Below are 21,950 nucleotides of genomic sequence, written 5' to 3'. Positions count from 1 at the left end.
GTTGCACGATTATCCGCAAAAGCCCGTTACACGGCGGTGACACACGGATTGTGGCGATAAAAAAAGCTCCCTTTTTGGGCAAAATCCGGTATAGTGCGCGCCGGCCTTTAACCGGGCCGCGTTTAGGTAGCGCAATTTCCCGAAGTCAGCTTCGGCTGCACGTCCGCACTGCGGGCTCTTCCTTGACGATTCATCTTCATTCATTCGTTTTCGCAAATCCCCGCCGACAAAGCTGCCAGGGCGACTCTTGAGTCTCAACACGGCATGCGCAGCTTTGGAGCATGGGTCTTTGCGGATGCACTTAGAGGCAGACCCATGACCCAGGAAACCGGCGGATTCGCCGCTTTTAATCTCAACCCGAATATTCTTGCAGCCGTCGCAGCGACCGGCTACGAAGAGCCTTCGGCGATTCAGCAGCAATCGATCCCGATCATCATGGCCGGCCAGGACATGATTGGCCAGGCGCAAACCGGTACCGGTAAAACCGCCGCGTTCGCACTGCCTATTCTGCACCGCATCGATCCTGCCAAGCGCGAACCGCAAGCCCTGATCCTGGCGCCAACCCGAGAGTTGGCGCTGCAAGTAGCAACCGCTTTTGAAACCTACGCCAAGCAAATGCCAGGCGTCACCGTCGTGGCCGTTTACGGCGGCGCGCCGATGGGCCCGCAACTCAAGGCAATCCGTAATGGCGCACAGATCGTTGTCGCCACTCCGGGTCGTCTGTGCGACCACCTGCGTCGCGACGAGAAAGTCCTGTCGACCGTGAACCATCTGGTTCTCGACGAAGCCGACGAAATGTTGAAGCTGGGCTTCATGGATGACCTGGAAGTCATCTTCAAGGCTCTGCCAGCGACCCGCCAGACCGTTTTGTTCTCGGCGACCCTGCCGCAGTCGATCCGCGCCATTGCCGAACGCCACCTGCGCGATCCGCAACACGTGAAGATCCAGACCAAGACCCAGACCGTTACCGCGATCGAACAGGCTCACCTGTTGGTTCACGCTGACCAGAAAACCTCGGCCGTACTCAGCCTGCTGGAAGTCGAAGACTTCGACGCCCTGATCATGTTCGTGCGCACCAAGCAAGCGACCCTGGACCTGGCCAGCGCCCTCGACGCCAAAGGCTACAAAGCCGCCGCGTTGAACGGTGACATCGCCCAGAACCAGCGTGAGCGCGTGATCGACTCGCTCAAAGATGGCCGTCTGGACATCGTTGTCGCCACCGACGTTGCTGCCCGTGGTCTCGACGTTCCGCGTATCACTCACGTATTCAACGTTGACATGCCGTACGACCCAGAGTCCTACGTGCACCGTATCGGCCGTACCGGCCGTGCCGGTCGCGAAGGTCGTGCGCTGCTGCTGGTGACTCCGCGTGAGCGCCGCATGCTGCAAGTGATCGAGCGTGTAACCGGGCAGAAGGTTGCCGAAGTACGTCTGCCGGACGCTCAGGCTGTTCTCGATGCGCGCATCAAGAAACTGACCAACAGCCTGTCGCCGCTGGTGGGTGATGCCGAATCGACCCACGGCGAGCTGCTTGATCGCCTGACCGCTGACATCGGTTGCACCCCACGTGCACTGGCCGCTGCGCTGCTGCGCAAGGCTACCAACGGTCAAGCACTGAACCTGGCGGCGATCGAGAAGGAACGTCCACTGGTGCCGAACAACGCACCGCGTGGCGACCGTCCTGAACGTTCCGGTGATCGCCCTGATCGTGGTGACCGCGAGCGTCGCGCGCCAATGCCGTTGGGCGAAGGCCGTGCTCGTTGCCGTACCGCGCTGGGTGCGCGTGACGGTATCGCTGCGAAAAACCTGCTGGGCGCCATCCTCAACGAAGGCGGTCTGGCCCGTGAAGCGATCGGTCGCATCCAGGTGCGTGACAGCTTCAGCCTCGTCGAGCTGCCGGAAGAAGGTCTGGAAAAGCTCCTGACCAAACTGAAGGACACTCGCGTGGCCGGTAAGCAGCTCAAGCTGCGTCGCTACCGCGAAGATTGATCCGCCCCGGGCTGATTGATCGCACATAAAAAATCCCCGACTGGTTCGGGGATTTTTTTGCCTTTTTTGGCTCCTGTGGGAGCGAGCCTGCTCGCGAATGCTTCAACCGAAGCGATAAATATCCATGCCCAGCGCGCCCATCGTGAATCCCTGATGCGCCACGCTAAACCTCCCACCGGCACCCGCGCAAAATACAACGGCAACAGATGCTCATCACTCGGATGGCTGCGCACGGCATTCGGCGCCTGCTGGCGATAATCATGCAGTGCCGTTTCATCGTCGGCCGCCAGCTTGTCGATCATCCAGTCACGAAAATCCCGCGCCCACGGTTCAATGCTTTCCGGCCCGGCATGCCAGTCCAGCTCCCGCAGGTTATGGGTGATGCTGCCGGAGCCGATCAACAAGATGTCTTTTTCGCGCAGGCTCGCCAGCGCACGGCCAACCCGCGTCTGCAACGCCGGCCCGCCACGACTCGGCAGCGAGACTTGCACTACCGGAATGTCGGCCTGCGGATACATCAATGACAGCGGCACCCAAACACCATGATCGAACGGTCGCTGCGGATCGAGCCGCGCTGGCAGGTCATTGGCGTTCAGCAGCTCAGCCACCTCTGCGGCCAGTTGCGAATTACCCGGGGCCGGGTACTGCACTTCAAACAGCGCTCGGGGAAACCGCCGAAGTCGTGCCAGGTGTCCGGGTGCGGATGGCTGCTGACCAGCAGTTCTTGGCTTTCCCAGTGCGCCGAGATGATGACGATGGCTTTGGGGCGCGGCAGTTCGGTGGCCAGTCGCGCCAGTGCCGGGCCGCTGGCACCAGGTTCCAGCGCCAGCATCGGCGAGCCGTGGGAGATAAACAGGCTGGGCAACATGGACGGGCTCCTGAACGATTAAGATGAGCCATCTTCAGCCAGATCATCGATCTGAATCTAATATAAGTTTCTGCGGTTTTTCATCGGTTTTTCGGGAGTGATCCATGCAGCCAGAATTTTGGTACAAGAAATGGGATTCGAACCAGATCGGCTTTCACCAGTTTGAGGCAAACCCGTATTTGCAGCGCTATTGGCCGGAGCTGGCGATTGCACCGTCAGCGCGCGTGCTGGTGCCGCTGTGCGGGAAAAGTCTGGATCTGCTCTGGCTCGCCGGGCAGGGACATCAGGTGCTTGGAGTGGAGCTGTCGGAAAGGGCCGTCGAGGATTTTTTCGTTGAGCACAAGATTGAACCGCAGATCAGCGAGCAGGGCGCATTCAAGGTGTATCGCAGTGATGCCGTCGAGCTGTGGTGCGGAGATTTTTTGCGCTGACGACGGAAGATGTCGCCGATTGCACGGCATTGTATGACCGTGCCGCGCTGATTGCCTTGCCGGAAGCGATGCGCGAGCGCTACGCGGCGCATCTGCAGCAGTTGCTGGCGCCGAGGGTGAAAGGGCTGGTGATTACCCTGGATTACGATCAGACGCAGATTCCGGGGCCGCCGTTTGCGGTGAATGATGATGAGGTGCAGCGCTTGCTGGGCCAGGGTTGGCAGGTGGAGAACCTGCAAGAGCGGGATATTCTGGCTGAGAGCCCGAAGTTTCTGCAGGGCGGGGTTGAGTGGTTGGTGGAGCGGGTCTATCGGGTTTCTTCCAGATAGTTTTCTGTTAGCAGCTCCGGCGTCTTCGCGAGCAGGCTCGCTCCCACAGGGGAACGCATTCCAAAGGTGGGAGCGAGCCTGCTAGCGAATGGGACTTTGCTGACAACGCATGATCTGAAGATGCAAAAAAGCCCGCATCACTGCGGGCCTTCTTTTCACTTCGATCAAATCAACCGCGACGACGCAGTGCGTCAATACGCTCTTCCAGCGGCGGGTGGCTCATGAACATGCGGGCGAAGCCCTGCTTGATGCCACCGTTGATGCCGAAGGCGTTCAGGGTGTCGGGCATGTGCACCGGCAGGCCCTGTTCGGCACGCAGACGTTGCAGTGCGCCGATCATCGCGCTGGTACCGGCCAGGCGGGCGCCGGCTTCGTCGGCGCGGAATTCGCGCTTGCGCGAGAACCACATGACGATTGCGCTGGCGAGGATGCCCAGCACCAGTTCGGCGAAGATGGTCGCCACGTAATAGGCGATGCCCTGGCCTTCTTCGTTCTTGAAGATGACCTTGTCGACGAAGTTGCCGATGATCCGCGCGAAGAACATCACAAAGGTGTTCACCACGCCCTGGATCAGCGCCAGCGTCACCATGTCACCGTTGGCTACGTGACCGATTTCGTGAGCCAGTACGGCTTTCACCTCATCGGGCGAGAAACGCTCGAGCAGGCCTTGGCTGACCGCGACCAGCGCGTCGTTCTTGTTCCAGCCGGTAGCGAAGGCATTCGCTTCGTAGGCCGGGAAAATCCCGACCTCAGGCATCTTGATCCCGGCTTCGCGCGACAGTTGCTCGACCGTTTGCAGCAGCCATTGCTCATGACGGGTGCGTGGCTGGCTGATGATTTGCGTGCCGGTGCTCATCTTGGCCATCCACTTGGAGATGAACAGCGAGAACAACGAGCCGGCGAAACCAAAGACCGCACAGAAAACCAGCAGCTGACTGAGGTCGAGGTCGACCCCGTTGGCCGCCATGAACCCGTTGAAGCCGAACAGGCTCAGGGTGATGCTGGCTATCAGCACGACCGCCAGGTTAGTGGCCAAAAACAGCAGGATGCGCATCATGGTTGTAGAACTCTCCTCAAGCTAAAGATGTAGCGTACTGCGGGGTATATAAGGTGCGGCACCGGGCTATTCAACCGAGTGACTATTTCAAACTGTGTCCTACAGCAGTTTCCTGAGGGGAAAGAAAATTCCCACCCTCGATTCCGATACAGCTGACACACCCTTTCGCCCCGCGCGCATTAGGTCGGACAGGCCTTTACGGCTCGCATCGCAAGTGTAGAAGGGCTGCAAAGGTGCGGGACAAAGATGTGTTGCTGAATCAGACAGCGCGCAACGGGCAATCCGTTGCGCACTAATGGCCTATTACTGGCGGTAGGACTTGAGGAAGTTACCGATACGGCCGATGGCCATTTCCAGGTCATCGACGCGGGGCAGGGTGACCACACGGAAGTGATCCGGCCACGGCCAGTTGAATGCCGTGCCCTGCACCACCAGCAGCTTCTCGGAAAGCAGCAGGTCGAGGACGAACTTTTCGTCGTTGTGGATCGGGCAGACCTTCGGGTCGATCTTCGGGAAGGCGTACAGCGCGCCCATTGGCTTGACGCAGCTGACCCCGGGAATGTCGTTGAGCAATTCCCAGGTGCGGTTGCGCTGTTCCAGCAGGCGACCTTGCGGCAGCACCAGGTCGTTGATGCTCTGATAACCGCCCAGCGCGGTCTGGATCGCGTGCTGGCTCGGCACGTTGGCGCACAGACGCATGTTGGCCAGCATGTCGATGCCTTCGATGTAGCTCTGCGCGTTGTGTTTCGGCCCGGAGATGGCGATCCAGCCGGAGCGGAAACCGGCCACACGGTAGGATTTCGACAAGCCGTTGAAGGTCAGGCAGAGCAGGTCAGGTGCCAGCGACGCGGTGCAGACGTGCACGGCATCGTCATACAGAATCTTGTCGTAGATCTCATCGGAGAACACCACCAGGTTGTGCGCACGGGCGATTTCCAGCATGCCCAGCAGCACTTCCTTCGAGTACACCGCACCGGTCGGGTTGTTCGGGTTGATGATCACCATGGCCTTGGTGTTCGGGGTGATCTTGGCCTTGATGTCAGCCAGATCCGGGAACCAGTCGGCGCCTTCGTCGCACAGATAATGCACAGCGTTACCGCCGGCGAGGCTGACGGCGGCGGTCCATAGCGGATAGTCCGGGGCTGGCACCAGCACTTCGTCGCCGTTGTTGAGCAGCGCCTGCAGCGACATCACGATCAGCTCGGACACACCGTTGCCCAGGTAGATGTCTTCGATGCCGACGCCTTCAACCTGCTTTTGCTGGTAGTACTGCATCACCGCCTTGCGCGCGCTGAACAGGCCTTTGGAATCGCTGTAGCCTTGCGCGGTGGGGAGGTTGCGGATCACGTCCTGAAGGATTTCGTCCGGCGCTTCGAAACCAAACGGCGCCGGGTTGCCGATGTTCAGCTTGAGGATGCGCTGGCCTTCCTCTTCCAGTCGTTTGGCGTGCTTGAGCACCGGGCCGCGAATGTCGTAGCAGACGTTGGCGAGCTTGTTCGATTTGCTGAACTGCATGGCGATGTGATCCCGAAAATGAACGATCCAGGCGGCAAATGGACAACCGTACTGGGATTGCTGCGTCTTCGCACAGGCGGAGGTCTGGCGCTTTTGTGCTCAGAATCCGTTTGAATGCGCCCGGTCTGGCTGCCAGACTGGCGCGTGACGAGGCGCAATCATACGTGCCGCCCGATCCGTGGAAAAGGTACAGATCGGGCTTTTTCAGCCGCTGAGGTGTGATGATGGAAAAGTTGCAGAAAACCCTGGAAGAGTGGAAGGCCATGCTCGACCCCGAGCAGTACAACGTCTGCCGCCTGAGTGCCACCGAGCGCCCGTTCTCGGGCAAATACAACGACACCAAGACCGACGGTGTCTACCACTGCGTCTGCTGCAACGAGCCGCTGTTCGATTCCAAGACCAAATTCGACTCTGGCTGCGGCTGGCCGAGCTTCTATGCGCCGATTGGCGAAAGCGCGATGACCGAAATTCGTGACACCAGCCACGGCATGATCCGCACTGAAGTGAAGTGCGCGCGCTGTGATGCGCACTTGGGTCATGTGTTCCCGGATGGCCCGCCGCCGACCGGCCTGCGTTATTGCATCAACTCGGTGTGCCTGGATCTCAAGCCCCGCGAGTAACGAACAAGGCGACAGGTTGTGTCGCCTTTGTTTCGGTTAATTGAATTGCACACAATTCAATTGCTCGTTATGTTTGCGCCTTCCTGATAATTGCGGAGCCGACCCATGAGCGACAACCTGCTGAATATCCCTTGCATCACCATCAAAGGTGAGCAAAAAACCTTGGCTGACTACGCCGGCAAAGCCGTGTTGGTGGTCAACACGGCGAGCAAGTGTGGCTTCACTCCGCAATACAAGGGCCTCGAAGAGCTCTGGCAGACCTACAAGGACCAAGGGCTGGTGGTGCTGGGCTTTCCTTGCAACCAGTTCGGCAAGCAGGAACCGGGCAACGAGGGCGCCATCAGCGAGTTCTGCGAATTGAATTTCGGCGTCAGCTTCCCGCTGTTCAAAAAGATAGACGTCAACGGCGCCGATGCTCATCCGCTGTTCGTGCAGTTGAAGAAACGCGCTCCCGGCGTGCTCGGTTCGCAAGGCATCAAGTGGAACTTCACCAAGTTCCTGATCGGCAAGGACGGCCAGATGGTCAAGCGTTTCGCGCCGACGACCAAGCCGCAGGACTTGAGCGGCGAGATCGAAGCTCTGCTCAAATGAACCAGCCGGGTGACTCGCTGAAGCTCGACAGCCAGTTGTGCTTCAAGCTGTACGCGGCCTCACGGGCGGTGATTCGCGCCTACAAGCCGATGCTCGATCAGTTGGGCCTGACGTACCCGCAGTACCTGGCGATGCTGGTGCTGTGGGAATGGCAGGATGCTGCGCCGGAGCAACCGACGGTCAAGGCCTTGGGCGAGCGTCTGGCGCTGGACTCGGGCACGTTGACGCCGTTGCTCAAGCGTCTGGAGCAGATTGATCTGGTCCAGCGCCGACGTTCGGCACGTGATGAACGCGAGGTTCATTTGAGCCTGACGTCTGCCGGACGGGCGTTGCGTGAGCAGGTCGGGCCGCTGAAAGCGCGGCTGCTGTGCGACAGCGGCGTTGATCTCGACCGGCTCAACGACTTGCGCGCCGGCCTTGATCACTTGCTCGGGCAGATCAAAGCGCTGTCGTAGTCGGCATCCATTGATCGAGCAACGCCGCGAGTTCTTCGCGGCGAAACGGTTTCGCCAGATAGTCGCTCATGCCGGCCGCGCGGCAACGTTCGCGCTCTTCGGACATGGCATTGGCAGTCAGCGCGACAATCGGCAGATTCGGCCAGCGCCCGCTCTGGCGAATCTGCCGACTGGCTTCATAGCCATCCATCACCGGCATGTTGCAATCCATCAGCACCAGATCGAAATCGGTGAATTCCAGCTGATCCAGCGCCTCGGCACCATGGCCGGCCACCACCACGTCGCAGCCAAGCTTGCCGAGCATGCCTTTGGCGACCAACTGGTTGACGGGGTTGTCCTCGACCAGCAGCACCTTGCCGCGACGCGCGGACGGCGAGGCGTCCGCTTGCGATTCACTGAGGGTGCCGACATCCGGTTGCAGAATCCGCCGCAGATGCTGGTGCAGCGCATTACGCGCCAGCGGCCGGGCTTGCTGTTGCAGCGGGGCGAGGGCGGCGGCTTCTTCGCTGGGCAGAAAACTGCCGTAAGCCGTCACCAGCAAGATCGGCGCAGTGATGCTCGGGCGCAAACCGAACAGGCATTCCGGGCAATCGGTGATCACCACGTCGGGATTGAGGCCCAGCCGCGAATCGTCGATGGTGCGTTGCATGTACTCCAGCCCCCAAACCGGCAACAAGCTTTTCAGCAACTCCGCCAGACCGCTGCTGGCAGCGGTGATCGCCAGAACCTTGCCGCGTAACGGCTCCGGTACCAACGCGCGGGTGTGAGAGGGCAGTGGCAGCTCGGCACAGAACTGGCTGCCGAAGCCGCTTTCGGAACTGATGGTCAGACGACCCTGCATCGCTTCGCAGAGGTTGTACGTCAGCGCCAGACCCAACCCGGTGCCGCCGTATTGCCGGGTGATACCAGCACCGGCCTGAGTAAACGGCTGGAAGATTTTCACCTGGGCTTCCTGGGCGATGCCGATGCCGGTGTCGCAGACTTCGATGCGCACGCCATCCTTGTGAGCTGACAAACGCACATCGACCCGACCGAAGCGGGTGAATTTCAGCGCATTCGACAACAGGTTGCTGACAATCTGCCGCACTCGCGTCGGGTCGCCCAGCACCAGCGCCGGAAAGTTCGGCTCGATCAGGCAGGTCAATTCGACGCTCGGTGCGGCATTCTGCGAAAGTAGGTTGGCGGTATCTTCGATCAACGAACCGAGATCGAACGGGATGTTTTCCAGCTCCAGTTGCCCGGCGTCGAATTTCGACAGATCGAGAATATCGTTGAGCAGCTCCACCAGCACCTTGCCCGAATCGTGGGCAATCGACAGTTGTTGCTGCTGCTCGGCGTTCAGCGGGCCGTCCAGCGACAGCGCGATCATCCCCAGCAACCCGTTGAGTGGCGTGCGGATTTCATGGCTCATGTTGGCCAGAAACGCCGAACGTGCTTCGGCCATGTCCAACGCAGTGCGGCGCGCCGCTTCGAGTTCTTCGTTGGATTGGCTGAGGCGGGTATTGATGGCCTTGAGCTCGGCGGTGCGCGCCGAGACGATGTCTTCCAGTTGCGCGAGGTATTCGGTCAGGCGGTTTTCCGCTGTGCGCCGTTGCTGGATTTCGGTGGCGATGTTCTCGAATTGCTGGTTGGCAACTTTGACCAGTACGCCGATTTCATCGTTGCCGTGGCCGGCGGGGCACTCGAGCGTGGTCGGCTCGGCGCTGCGTGGATCACGGCCGCTGAGTTCACGGATGACCCGCACCAGCGGCTTGGTCAGCATCACGTAGAACAGCGCCAGGAGGATCCCGGTCAGCAGCAGGCTGCGGGCGAAACCGTTGAGCAGGGTGACTTCGGCGCGGCGCAGGAAGCGACTGCCAAAGGCGTAAGTGTCGACTTCCAGTTTGAGCACGCCGAGGGATTCGTTGGGCAAGTGGTCAAGGTACAGGCGGTCTTCGAAATGACGCTTGGCGCCGAACAGGAAGTCGCTGATCAGCCGGTAGTTGCTCTGCAGCTCCGGGCGTTTGACGTTGGCCAGCACGGTATCGTTGTTGTCGATCAGTTGCGCGGCGATGATCGCGGGCGAGCGCAGCAGGCCCAGGGTGAGTTCCTGCGCCAGTTCGGCGTCGATGTTATAGGCGATGCGCGAGGCCGGATTGTGGCTGATTTCCAGCAGCGCGAGGATTTCACGGTTGATGGACGCGTCTTCGCTGGCATAATCGATGCCGATCTGCAGCAGACTGAGCAGGGTGCCCAGAATGAACCCGACCAGCACGGTAAGCCTGGCTTGCTTGTAAGACAGCCGGTGGGTGAATTTGATATCCATGGGGTGTTGAACCACTTCCGTTTCCCTTCGCTGCTCAAGCATAGTCGATCATGTATGGATACCGAGGTTCCCGAATCGCCTTGTAACAAGGCTTGCTCGGGCACTTCTATCTGTGCAGGGTCGCTGGATCGTCATCATCACTGTGAAAGTGCCCGAGGAGAAGACGTGGATTCACGATTGAATGCTTTTCTTGAACGCGCCGAGTCGGTTCTGGCGCGAATCGAACCGCTGTTGCCGGCACCGCGTCCTGTGATTGACTGGAACACTTGCCTGGCGGCGCGCTGGCAGCGTGACGGGCGCAGCGGTTATCTGCTGCCGCTGGAAGTCAGCCTCGACATGCGCCTGTCGGACCTGATCGGCGTCGACCGTCAGCTGGAGCAGTTGGGCCGCAACACACAACAATTTCTTGATGGCATGCCGGCCAACCACGCCTTGCTCTGGGGCTCGCGCGGTACCGGCAAGTCCTCGCTGGTGCGTGCGTTGCTTGCCGAACACGCTGGCGCGGGCCTGCGTCTGATCGAAATTGAGCGCGATCATCTGGCGGACTTGCCACGAGTGGTCGAGCAAGTCGCCAAATTGCCGCAACGTTTCGTGCTGTTCTGCGATGACTTGTCGTTCGAATCCGGCGAAGGTGACTACCGCGTGCTGAAAAGCGTGCTCGATGGTTCGCTCGAGCAGGCCCCCGACAACGTCTTGCTGTACGCCACTTCCAACCGCCGCCACCTGGTGCCGGAAAAGGAAAGCGACAACGAAAACTGGAAGCGCGTCGACGGCGAATTGCACCCGAGCGAAGCGGTGGAAGACAAGATTGCCTTGTCGGACCGTTTCGGCTTGTGGCTGTCGTTCTACCCGTTTACCCAAGAACATTTCCTCAATGTCGTCGAACACTGGATCGGCCAGTTGGCTGCCAAGGCCGGCCTGAGCTGGGAGCGCGACGAAGCACTGGACATTCTCGCCGTGCGCTGGGCCACCGGCCGCGGTAATCGCAACGGACGTTGCGCGTATCAATTCGCCCGCTACTGGGTGGGACTGAAATTGCTGGAGCACAAGGCATGATTGATTTGCAACACAGCGGCCGGGGCCTTGAAGGCTACGGTATGTTGGCCGCGCAACTGGAATCGCTGCTGGCGGACGAGCGCGATTTCATCGCCAATGCCGCGCAGTTTTCCGCGTTCCTGTTCAACCAGCTCGATGATCTGAACTGGGCCGGTTTCTACCTCAATCGCAACGAAGAACTGGTGCTCGGCCCGTTTCAGGGCCAGATCGCTTGCGTGCGCATCCCGTTCGGCCGTGGCGTATGTGGCGCCGCTGCTGCCAGTCTGCAGACCCAGCGCGTCGAGGATGTGCATGCATTCCCCGGCCACATCGCCTGCGACAGCGCGTCCAACAGCGAACTGGTTGTGCCGTTGGTCAAGGACGGTCGCCTGATCGGCGTGCTCGACCTCGACAGCCCGAAGCTGGCGCGTTTCGGCGCCGAAGATCAGGCCGGCATCGAGCAGCTGGCGGCGATTTTCCTGCGCCTGACCGACTGCTGATCAACCGCTGAGGCCAGCCTTGTGCAACAGGCTGGCCGTGTCCACGCTGTCGATTTGCGCTGGATCGAGAAACCGCGTCGCGTACTGCATGTACACCCCTCGTTGATGAACAGGCCAAACAGTGGCGCATCGATGTGCGCTTCACGGCACATGGTCGCCATGATCCCCAGCGCCTCGCTCAGCGTCTTGGCTTTCTTGTAAGGCCGATCGGCCGCTGTCAGCGCTTCGAAAATATCAGCAACTGCCATCATTCTGGCCGGCAGGCTCATTTCCTCGCGCTTCAACCGTTTCGGATAGCCGGTGCCGTCCATTTTTTCATGATGACCGCCGGCGATCTCGGCAATGCTGTCCAGGTGGCCGGGGAAGGGCAGGTGGCTGAGCATCATGATCGTCTGCACCATGTGGTGATTGATGATGTAGCGCTCTTCGCGGGTCAGCGTGCCACGGTTGATCTTCAGGTTGTACAGCTCACCGCGGTTGTATTTGTAGGTGGGCACATCGAGCTTGAAGCCCCAGGGGTTGTCTTCCGGGATCAGTTCGTTCTGGTTGCGTTCGATCAGGTGCTCGGGTTTGTCGGCGAGCAGCCTTTCGCTGACGGGCAACGCCGGCGCCGGCGTTTTTGCCTGACGGCCGTTTTCCTCCCAGGACACACCGAGGCGATCGTCGAGTGTGCGCATCCAGGTGCGCTTGGCAATCTGCTCAAGGCGTTGCAGATCGGCCTCGGCCATGGCCTCGCCACCGAGATTGCAGCGGGCGACAAAGGCAAAATCTTCATCCAGCGTCAGCAACTCATGGTCGCGCGAGCGGCCAGCGCAGCTTCGTCTGCGCCTGCCGCCAGCGTCTGCCAGTAGTTGATCCACACGTCACGCTTGAGCACTTCGAAGCGGGTGCGGATCTCGTGGATGCGGTCGTGGATGGTCTCGAGTTTGGTGGCTTTGTCGACCACGTACTCCGGCGTCGTGACCTTGCCGCAATCGTGCAGCCACGCGGCGATGTGCAGCGCCTCCCATTCATCTTCGCTCGGTTGATAGGCGCTGAAGGCCGGTTCCTGGCTGGCGGCGGCAGCCTGGGCGAGCATCAGCGTCAGCTCCGGCACGCGCTGGCAATGGCCGCCGGTGTACGGACTCTTGGCGTCGATTGCGCTGGCGAGCAGTTGGATGAACGCGTCCAGCAACTGTTTTTGCCGGGCCTGCAGGCGCTGGCTTTCAATGCTGACCGCCGCCGCGCCCGAGACGGCTTGCAAAAACGCGATGCGGTCGGGCCGCAGCTTTTCCAGATCGCTCGGCGCGCCGCTGTCATTGACCAGCAAAATCAGCAGGCCGATGGTTTCGTCATGCTGGTTGTGCAGGCGGATACCGATCAGATGAATGCGCGGCGATTCCATGGCCAGCAGGATTTTCTGCAAGTCGCCCGCCTGATCGAAGCCCAGGTGGCTGACCACATTGTTCGCGCTGACCAGTTGTTCGAACCAGGCCGGCCCGGTGTTCTTGTGCAGGTCACGCCCCTGAATATCGAACGCCTCCAGTGCCTGGGGCACGCCGTTGATGATCAGACCATAAGGTTCCATGCGCGCACCATCGGCTTCGCGCAGGTAGATCAGACCGGCCTGCGCCTGGGCAATCTGTACGGTTTCGAACAGCACGCGCTCGAGCAGCGGGGCAAAACGTGTTTCGGCGCACAGGCTGTCGGTGATCCGGAAGAAGCTCCCCAGGGTTTCCCTCATCCGCGCCATTGACAGGCTCAATTGATCGACTTCCAGTACGAGGGAGCGTCGCGCCAGCGGAAAATTGAAGTCGAAGCTGCGGATCGCATCGGCTTCCTTGACCAGGGCGTGCAGCGGCTTGACCAGAATCCGCGAAATCACCCAGCCCAATGGCAGGCACAGCAAGAGGATGGTCAGGGTAATCAGCGCGGCTTGCCAGCGCATGCGGAATGCATCCACCAGTAATTCGTCTTCCGGCACCAGCAGCGCCAATTGCAGACCTTTCGGTCCGCCTTCCTGAATACTCGTGCGCGCAACAATCCACTGTCGACCGTTGACCTGCAGGCGCTTGCCGTTATTTTCAGTGCTCAACAGCGCGCTCAACTCCGGGCTGAGATCGGCGGCTCTGGCGAGCCGCGCGGTGCGGTCATCGACGATCAGGCGACTGCTGTCGGGATAAGCCACGGCATTGCCATCGGCATCGTACAAGGCGATTTCGGTCGACGCGGTGACCCGATGTTTGTTCAGCGTCGTCGACAACGCGGCCAGCGTCAGGTCGGCACCGATCACGGCATGCTCGCCGGCGCGTCGGGCCAGGGTGGTGCCGACGTTATGGGTGGAAAAAATACGTAAGGCTCGGTGGTGATCTGCCCGGCCTGCTGCAGGGCCTCGCTGAACCAGTTTCGGCTGCGCGGATCGTACACGTCTTCGGGATGCTCGCGCCGAATGATCAGAGACAGAGCCTGATCAAAGAACAGTGATTGCGAGCGTACGGCGCCTTGCGGGTCGTGTTCGATGCTCCAGACCTGGTATGCCGCTGCGTCCGGCGCCTGCAATTGTGCTTTGATCGCCGCGGAGCGCAGTGCCCGCACCATGAAGAAGTCGCCACTGGCATAACCCAGATACAGCGACGCCAGTGCCGGGTTGTCGCTGAGTGACTGGCTGAAGGGCTTGAGCAAAGACAGGCGCTGCTCGAAATTGCCAGTGTCGGCGGCCGGGGTCTCTGCCAGCAGGCTCAGCAGGTTGCGGATCGGCTGATAAGTCGCCTGCAAGTCGTTGCGTACGTCCTGTTCGATGCGATCGAACAGTTTCTCGCTGCTTGACAGGATGATTTGCGTGGTCTGGTGGTAATTGAACAGGCCCAGCACCACGCCCGTGAGCAACAAGAGAAAGGTGAACATGACGCTGATGTGCACGTGCAGCGGCAACCGGCGTTGCTCGGGGCGCAGTGGGCTGTGCATTGCAGGCTCTCCATGAATGTTTAACTCACTGCTCAGCGCCAAAGCATAGTTAAGACTCGCTCAATGTGCCTTGATCGGCCAGGGTCAATTGATTCTGCAGGGCCTGTTCCAGTTCGAGCATTGCCTGACTGGTGGCCGCCCAGTGGCGGGCAATCTCCTGCGATGCGAGGGCTTGCTGGCAAGCTTCCTCGAGGGCGTCGCAACATTCGATCAACCGCGAGGCCTGGGCGATGCGTGCCGCGCCCTTGATCTTGTGCGCAACCACGGCCAATGCTTCGCGATCATCTTCGGGTGACAGAGTGAGCAGTTCCTCGCGGTCGAGACGGCTGCTTTTAAGCAGTTCCGCGAGCATGCGACGTGTCTGCGCCGGGTTGCCGCCCGTCAGCACGCTCAGACTTTGCAGGTCGAATACCGGCGCGGGGAAGGTCGGTGTGATTTCATCGATCCACTGCCCGAGCAGGGTCAGGCTCAACGGCTTGAACAGGCAATCGTTCATGCCGGCAAGCTTGCAGCGCTGGATTTCTTCAGGCTGTGCATTGGCGGTGAAGCCCAGCACGGTGCACGGCGGCCGGCGGTTGTGCAGTTCCAGTTGGCGAATCGCGCGAGTCATCTCATAGCCGTTCATCAAAGGCATGTTGCAGTCGACAATCACCAGATCGAAATGCCCTGACTTCCAGAGTTCGAGACCGCTGCAGCCGTCCTCGGCGAGGCTGAAGCGATGACCGAGGAATTCCAGTTGCTGGCACATCAGCAGGCGATTGGCGGGATGGTCGTCGACGACCAGTACGTGTAATGGGGTTGTTGCGGTCTTGATCAACGGTTCGCCTTTCTGCGGATTGATTTTCGCCGGCTGGCTGTCCAGTGGCAGCGACACGCAGACTTGAGTGCCGATGCCGGGCTGGCTGCTCAACTGCAATTGCCCGCCCATCATTTCGCACAGGTTCCGACTGATGACCAGTCCAAGCCCCGCGCCGTTTTTGGCTTGCCGGCTGCCGTTTTCCGCCTGTGCGAAAGGTTCGAAAAGACGCTGTTGGTCCTCGGCACTGATACCGGTTCCACTGTCCTGCACGGTCAATTGCATCAAGGTGCGTCCGGGGGCGTCCGATGTGAGCATTTCCAGGGTAATCCGCACGTGCCCGTGTTCGGTGAATTTGATGGCATTGCTGACCAGGTTGGACAGCACTTGTTTGAAGCGCAGTGGGTCCAGGTGCACATCTACGGCCGGATCCCGGGGTTGAAGACAGTTTGCAAGGCGAGATTCTTCTGTCGGGCAAGACCGTCGAAGATGCGCGCAACGGAATTGACCGTGTCGACCAGATTGATCCATTCCGGACACAGGCCAAGGCGCCCGGATTCGATGCGCGCTATGTCGAGAATGTCGCCGATCAAGCCCAACAGGTCCTTGGCCGAATGGTAGGCCGTGTCGATCGACGCGCGATCAGGATGGTGCGGATCAATGCGTCTGAGGGTCAGTTCGAGCATCCCGATCACGGCATTCATCGGCGTGCGTATTTCATGGCTCATGGTCGCCAGAAATGTACTCTTGGCCCGATTCGCCTCGTCCGCCCGCTCCTTGGCCGCGCGCAGCTCATCGAACAATTGGCGGCGTTCGCTGATGTCGATCCAGCCGCCGATGATGCCCTGGACCGCGCCGCTGGAGTCGCGATAGGGAAGTATCCAGTGATAGATGGTCAGGCGTCGGTTGCCGATATGCAGCGGCCGGTCAAGTATCAACGGAGTGCCTTCGGCGATGACTCTCTGGTAATCGGCATGGAATGCCTGTGCTTCGAACGCATTGCTCAGCGTGCCCTGCATGACACCTTTGCCAATGATGTCCTCGCGCCGGGCATTGAACGCTTCGAGATAACTGTCGTTGCAACTTTGCAGAAGACCCTGTCGGTCACGGACATAGATCGGATGCGGTGTGCCATTGACCAGCGAGCGCATGAATTCCAGTTGGTCGCTCAATGCACGTTCGGCGGCCTGGCGCTGTTTGATCTGATGACGCATATAGGCATTCCAGGTCAACAGCAACAGCAGTACCAGGGCAGCCGCGGCGACCACTTGATAGAACAGGCGCTGGTAGTTTTGCCAGATGTTCTGCGAGGCAGTGGAATACCCGCGCCAGCGACCATTGATAACGCCGAGTTCTTCGGGGGCGATGCTCAATAGTGCCTTGTTGATGATCGAGGCCAGTTCAGTATTGTCCCGGGCGGTCGCCAGCGAAAAAGCGGCCTGGCCGGTGCCGATCGTGGTGGTGATCTGCAATGGCCGGTCAAAGATGCGCGAAGAGATGAAGTAGTTGGCAATCACCAACGAATTCACTGCACCCTCGACATGGTTTTCGGCAAGCATCGACACGGCACTGAACGTGTCAGGTGTTTCGATCAGCTCAATGCCGGGATGTTCCTGGCGCAGGTTGTCGATCAGCGGGTTGCCCTGAGCGATGGCCAACCGCTTGCCTTTCAGCTGCGCCAGGTTGGTCGGACCATCGGCGCTTTTGCGGGTGAGCAGTACATAGGAGTTTTCCAGATACGGGCGACTGAAATGCAGTTTTTTCACGTTCGGCGCTGGGCAGCAGGGCGGCAATCAGATCGGCTTTGTGGTTGTCGATTTGCTTGATCATTTCTGCGTCATTGCGACTGCGTTGAATATTGAAACGCAACCCGGTACGCAAGCGAATCAGCTCGAGCAGATCGGCGCTGATGCCGCGAAAGTTGCCTGCACTGTCGAAGAACGTCAGCGGTGCGTAAGCTTCATTGACGACAACGTTGACCACCGGATGTTGTTTGAGCCAGCTTTCCTCGCGCTCCGTCAGCTGGAGTTTCCTGTCCGTCAGCAGCAGGTCGCTGCCGGCGCTCCAGCGTTTGGCAATGTCGTCACGCTGAGTGCCCGGGACTGCCTCGAGCACCGTGTCGATCACGCTCAACAGGTGCGGATTGCTGCGCCGTACCGCGAAGCTGAAGCCCTGGGCTTCCTGCTTGCCGAAATTGGCCATGCGCACGTTGTTGAGATAGCCCTTGTTGATCATGTAATGGGTGGAGAGGGTGTCGCCGAGAAACACGTCGGCCTGATCAAAGGCAACCGCGTTGATTGCGTTCTGGTAGGACGGGTAACAGGTGATCAGCGCCTTGGGATACATCGCTCTGATCTCGGGCAGCGGCAGATAGTGATAGACCATGCTCAAGCGCAGGCCGGCCAGGCCTTCAGTCAGTGAGCGGGTTTCGTCCTCGCGCGTCACCAGCACCGGCTGATCGACTGCATAGGGAATGGAGAGGGCCAGGTTGGCATTACCTGCTTCGTATCCATTTGCTGTGCCGAGCACGTCGACCTGGCCATTGATCAATGCGCTGATTGCGGCGTCGCGTGAGGCAAAGCGTTGCACCCGAATCGGCAAGCCAGTGGCCTTGCCGATAATCCCTGCGTAGTCGGCGGTCAGTCCCTCGTACTCCTTGCCGCTGACGGTCATGTCGAACGGCGGATAGTCAGGTGCAGACGTTCCCAGGATCAATTCTTTGCGCGTCCGCAGCCACTGCCGTTGGACCGGCTGCAAGGCAACCGGAACGGCTGCGGTCGCCCGGCTGAGCAAGGCGTATTCCGCTGATTCGCCCGGCATGGCAGACGCATTGGCGCTCAGGCACAGACCTGCGCTCAAGGCGATTAGATAGTCCTTCAAACGGCTGGGCATGCGGGGTCTCACACGAGTGCGTTGCGTTTGGCCATTTCGATAAGTTCTACAAGGGACCTGGCCTTGAGTTTTTGCATCAGGCGCTTTTTGTAGGTGCTTACGGTCTTGTTGCTCAGAAACATGCCCTTGGCGATTTCCTTGTTGGTACGTCCTTGGGCAAATAACTGCAACACCATTAATTCGCGATCGTTGACGGCTTTGAATAATTCCAGCTCGGCGTACCTGATATCGTCGCTGCGAACCGGATTGAGCGCCTGGCTGGGAAATAGTTGTAACCGGACAGTACCGCTTTAATTGCGCTGACCAGTTCGCTCAAGTCTTCCTGTTTACAGACATAGCCCGATGCTCCCGATTGCATGCAACGGATGCCGAACAGCGTAGGACACTGTGCCGTCAGAATAAGGATCTTGAAATTCGAACCCATACTATTGAAACGCGCCAGTACTTCCAGGCCGTCCAGCTTGGGGATGCTGATATCGAGAATGACCAGGTCGGGCATGCATTCACGGACCATTTGCATGGCATCAACTCCGTTATCGGTCTCACCGACGACCTTGTAGCCTTCATGTTCCAGCAACATTCGCACGGCGAGACGGATGACCGGGTGATCGTCCACAATAAAAACGGAGTTCATAAATAGAGTCCCATGCAAGCATGAATAAAGCGCGCACCTTAGCTCAGTTGAATGAACACTCGCATGGACTGCCGGGGGCTCGACTACGCTATCGGATTAATCCTACGCACAATGAAGAATCGGACTACGTTGAAATTAGGTTTGACGTAAGGAAGTGCGCGGTCGTTGCTGGCTTTTAGCGAAATCTGGTTCCTTGGTTAATATCGATCTCCATTATTTGCATGTGTTTAAAGTTGTGTTTAACCCACGCTGTTTGTTTTATCTGATGACTTGACGATAGCCCGACTGCATTCAGCGAGAGAAACCACCATGTTTGAGGTTTGGTGCAGTCGGGCCGGAGAACGTCACTGTATTTGGCCGGCCCGATCAGCAGCAGGCCAGATACAGCGCGATCAGTGACTTGAACGTCCGGTCATTTCCAGCGCCATGTCGCTGGCGTAACTGTCGGTCATGCCGGCGATGAAATCGATCATGCGCAGAAACGAGCTGTGCAGCGAGCCCTGCGGATCGGGCGCGTTGTTGCCGAGCAGATCGAGGATGCGCCGACTCTTGAACGACGGCGTGCGGCCGTTGTGTTGTTCCAGTGCGGCGCCGCAGAACGAATTGAGCAGAATCTCCAGCGTGGTATAGGCGCCGATCTCATGCAGCGTCTTGCGTTTGTCCTGGAAGATCTTCTTGCGCGCGATGTCCTTGGCATTCAACACGCAGCGCTTGGCCGGCCCGTGCATGTGTTCGACCAGATCGCCGTGCAGCGTACCCGCGAGCAGGGCGTCCTGCTGTTCGACAAATGCCCGCGCTGCCGCGTTGGTCAGGTGCTCGATGGCCTTGCCGCGCAGGATCGCCAGTTTGCGTCGGCGGGAATCCTGCGGGCCGAGCTGGCGATAGGTTTCCGGCAAGTCGTCACCGACCAGGCCCAGCAGCAGCGATTCGACTTCGGCGTAGTCGAGCAGCTCCATCTCGAGACCGTCTTCCAGATCGATCAACGCGTAGCAGATGTCATCGGCGGCCTCCATCAGATACACCAGTGGATGGCGTGCCCAGCGCTGGTCTTCGAGCTGCGGCAGGCCGAGCTTGTGGGCGATCTGTTCGAGCAACGGCAGTTCGCTCTGGTAGCAACCGAATTTGTGTTTCTTGTAGCCGAGAGAGTCGGCGTGGCGCGCGGTCCACGGGTACTTCAGATAGGTGCCCAGGGTCGCGTAGGTCAGACGCGTGCCGCCATCGAACTGGTGATATTCCAGCTGCGTCAGCACGCGAAAGCCCTGAGCGTTGCCTTCGAAATTGAGGAAGTCACCGCGCTCGGCGTCGCTCATGCCATCGAGCCAGCCGCGCCCGGCGGCTTGTTGGAACCAGTGGCGGATGGCGTCTTCGCCGGAATGGCCGAATGGCGGGTTGCCGATGTCATGCGCCAGGCAGGCCGATTGCACGACCATGCCGAGGTCGGCCGGGTCGCACCAGTCTGGCAGCGCGCTGCGCAAGGTTTCACCGACACGCATGCCCAGCGAACGGCCGACACAACTGACTTCCAGCGAGTGGGTCAGGCGAGTGTGAATGTGATCGTTGCTGGTGACCGGATGCACTTGAGTCTTGCGCCCGAGACGGCGGAAGGCACCGGAGAAAATGATGCGGTCATGGTCTTTGTGAAAAGGGCTGCGGCCGAGTTCTTGCGGGCTGTGCAGCGGCTTGCCGAGGCGTTCGCGGTTGAGCAGGGTAGGCCAATCCAAGGCTGAATCTCTCCGTCTGGTGACTGATCGCCCTAGCTTCCCGGTTCGGCCCGGCGCCTGCAAGCAGAACTACAGGCCTGCCGCATCGATATCGATCAACAACAGTCGCTCACCGTTATCGAAGAACTGTCCGGCAGTCAGGCAATACTGGTTACTGGTAGCATCGCGATAGGTGTTGGACAGGGTCAGGCGGCGCTCTTCCCAGCCTTCGGCGAGCAGGTGATAGAAGTACGGTCGCCACGACCAGTTGTGCCCCAGGTAGCGATCATCAGCGAACCAGCCGCCCTGACGCCATTCCAGGTTGGGTGTCAGCTGGGTGCCGTGGCGATCGCATTGGTAAAAGCGCAGTAGCCAGGGAAGGCCTGAAGTTGTGGCAGTGCGCTGAGCGGTGCGCGGGCTTGCGCCCATTGCTGCAGAATCGCCATCAACTCGCCGAGTTGCTGACGCATCTGCATCAGCCGCCCGCGCTCGCTGAGTTTCTGCATCACGTAGCGCTGTCGCAAACGAGCGAAATGCGCGACGAAAGCATCCGTGGCGAAGAACTCTTCCTGCGCCCCGGCGAAGAGAAATCCCTGTACGTAGCGTGAGCCGCATTCCAGGGCGAAATTCAGCTGCGCCTCGGTTTCGACGCCTTCTGCGATGATCCAGCAGCCGGTTTTTTCGGCCATCTGCGCAAGCGCTTTGACCACGTCACTGCTCGGGCCGCCGAGGGCCGCAGCCTGAAACAGGCGCATGTCGAGCTTGAGAATGTCCGGTTGCAGGGCCAGTACCCGATCCAGTTGCGAATAGCCGGCGCCGAAATCGTCGATGGCGATTCTTGCGCCAGCCTCGCGGTAGCGCGCCACCACCTGGGCCAGGCGTTCGCTGTTACCGCCCAACTCAGTGATCTCGAAAACGATGCGCCGCGGGTCAACGTCATGCCGCGCCAGCTGCTTGAGACTGGGCAGCGCTTGGTCGGCGCGCAGGCGGCTGATCCAGCGTGGCGACATGTTCAGGCTGAGAAACCAGTCCGCCGGGGCTTCATGCAGACAACTGAGCGCGTGGTCACGGATCTGCCGATCGAGACGGCGCAGGGCGGTCGACGGGGTCCGCGGATCGGCGAACAATGGCCCGACCGAGGTCAGTTGACCATCGCTCTGGCGCAAGCGACCCAGTGCTTCAACGCCGGCAATGCGCCCGGTGGCGGTGTCGATAAAAGGCTGAAAGCAGGCGAGCGGTTGCCCCTCGATCACGGCAGGTCCTTAATCTTATTGTTCGTTGGCCGCGTTT

At 59.8% G+C, this 21,950-nt stretch carries 10 protein-coding genes and 6 pseudogenes; 7 read left to right on the top strand and 9 right to left on the bottom strand.

From position 1 onward, the window contains the following. Positions 1 to 315: 315 nt before the first annotated feature. Positions 316 to 1,989, top strand: a complete 1,674-nt coding sequence (locus LJU32_23420) for a DEAD/DEAH box helicase (GenBank protein WKV88365.1) — start codon at positions 316 to 318, stop codon at positions 1,987 to 1,989. Positions 1,990 to 2,091: 102 nt separating this feature from the next. Here LJU32_23420 and LJU32_23415 read toward each other — a convergent pair. Then, a pseudogene (locus tag LJU32_23415) lies at positions 2,092 to 2,857 on the bottom strand (dioxygenase). A gap of 104 nt (positions 2,858 to 2,961) precedes the next feature. On the opposite strand from LJU32_23415, the pseudogene LJU32_23410 reads away from it, so the two are divergent. Then, positions 2,962 to 3,617, top strand: a pseudogene (locus LJU32_23410) (thiopurine S-methyltransferase). Between the two features lie 169 nt (positions 3,618 to 3,786). On the opposite strand, the gene htpX reads toward LJU32_23410, so the two are convergent. Together htpX and LJU32_23400 are read right to left on the bottom strand one after the other, a co-directional pair. Then, positions 3,787 to 4,674 (bottom strand): protease HtpX, encoded by an 888-nt coding sequence (gene htpX / locus LJU32_23405; GenBank protein WKV88364.1) that lies wholly within the window; start codon positions 4,672 to 4,674, stop codon positions 3,787 to 3,789. 303 nt (positions 4,675 to 4,977) lie between these two features. Beyond that, on the bottom strand, positions 4,978 to 6,189 hold the full coding sequence (locus tag LJU32_23400; GenBank protein WKV88363.1) for a pyridoxal phosphate-dependent aminotransferase: 1,212 nt from the start codon (positions 6,187 to 6,189) through the stop codon (positions 4,978 to 4,980). Positions 6,190 to 6,413: 224 nt separating this feature from the next. Here LJU32_23400 and msrB point away from each other — a divergent pair, with 224 nt between their 5' ends. The 3 genes from msrB to LJU32_23385 all read left to right on the top strand — a co-directional run bounded on the left by msrB (position 6,414) and on the right by LJU32_23385 (position 7,855). Next, entirely contained in the window at positions 6,414 to 6,809 is a 396-nt protein-coding gene (msrB, locus tag LJU32_23395; GenBank protein ID WKV88362.1) for a peptide-methionine (R)-S-oxide reductase MsrB, read from the top strand. 105 nt (positions 6,810 to 6,914) lie between these two features. Then, on the top strand, positions 6,915 to 7,400 hold the full coding sequence (locus LJU32_23390; protein WKV88361.1) for a glutathione peroxidase: 486 nt from the start codon (positions 6,915 to 6,917) through the stop codon (positions 7,398 to 7,400). After that, positions 7,397 to 7,855, top strand: a complete 459-nt coding sequence (locus tag LJU32_23385) for a MarR family transcriptional regulator (GenBank protein WKV88360.1) — start codon at positions 7,397 to 7,399, stop codon at positions 7,853 to 7,855. The genes LJU32_23390 and LJU32_23385 overlap by 4 nt, the downstream gene beginning before the upstream one ends. Here the strand turns inward: LJU32_23385 and LJU32_23380 are convergent. After that, positions 7,839 to 10,160: a response regulator gene (locus LJU32_23380; protein ID WKV88359.1), complete on the bottom strand. Its 2,322-nt coding sequence runs from the start codon at positions 10,158 to 10,160 to the stop codon at positions 7,839 to 7,841. The genes LJU32_23385 and LJU32_23380 overlap by 17 nt on opposite strands. 165 nt (positions 10,161 to 10,325) lie before the next feature. Here LJU32_23380 and LJU32_23375 point away from each other — a divergent pair, with 165 nt between their 5' ends. Next, entirely contained in the window at positions 10,326 to 11,216 is an 891-nt protein-coding gene (locus LJU32_23375) for an ATP-binding protein (GenBank protein ID WKV88358.1), read from the top strand. After that, the gene (locus LJU32_23370) at positions 11,213 to 11,695 is read left to right on the top strand and encodes a GAF domain-containing protein (protein WKV88357.1); all 483 of its coding nucleotides are present in this window, start codon (positions 11,213 to 11,215) and stop codon (positions 11,693 to 11,695) included. The genes LJU32_23375 and LJU32_23370 overlap by 4 nt, the downstream gene beginning before the upstream one ends. Here the strand turns inward: LJU32_23370 and LJU32_23365 are convergent. The 5 genes and pseudogenes from LJU32_23365 to LJU32_23345 form a co-directional block, all read right to left on the bottom strand. Beyond that, positions 11,696 to 14,638, bottom strand: a pseudogene (locus LJU32_23365) (HD domain-containing protein). Positions 14,639 to 14,687: 49 nt separating this feature from the next. After that, positions 14,688 to 18,326: pseudogene (locus tag LJU32_23360) on the bottom strand (transporter substrate-binding domain-containing protein). 8 nt (positions 18,327 to 18,334) lie between these two features. Further along, a pseudogene (locus LJU32_23355) lies at positions 18,335 to 18,960 on the bottom strand (response regulator transcription factor). Positions 18,961 to 19,352: 392 nt separating this feature from the next. Beyond that, positions 19,353 to 20,681, bottom strand: a complete 1,329-nt coding sequence (locus tag LJU32_23350) for a deoxyguanosinetriphosphate triphosphohydrolase (protein WKV88356.1) — start codon at positions 20,679 to 20,681, stop codon at positions 19,353 to 19,355. 69 nt (positions 20,682 to 20,750) lie between these two features. Next, positions 20,751 to 21,913, bottom strand: a pseudogene (locus tag LJU32_23345) (EAL domain-containing protein). Positions 21,914 to 21,950: the final 37 nt, after the last annotated feature.

This window comes from Pseudomonas sp. B21_DOA (genome assembly GCA_030544685.1).
In the GTDB taxonomy this organism is placed as follows: Bacteria; Pseudomonadota; Gammaproteobacteria; order Pseudomonadales; family Pseudomonadaceae; genus Aquipseudomonas; species Aquipseudomonas fluorescens_AO.
This window is presented reverse-complemented; position numbering and strand designations above follow the sequence as displayed.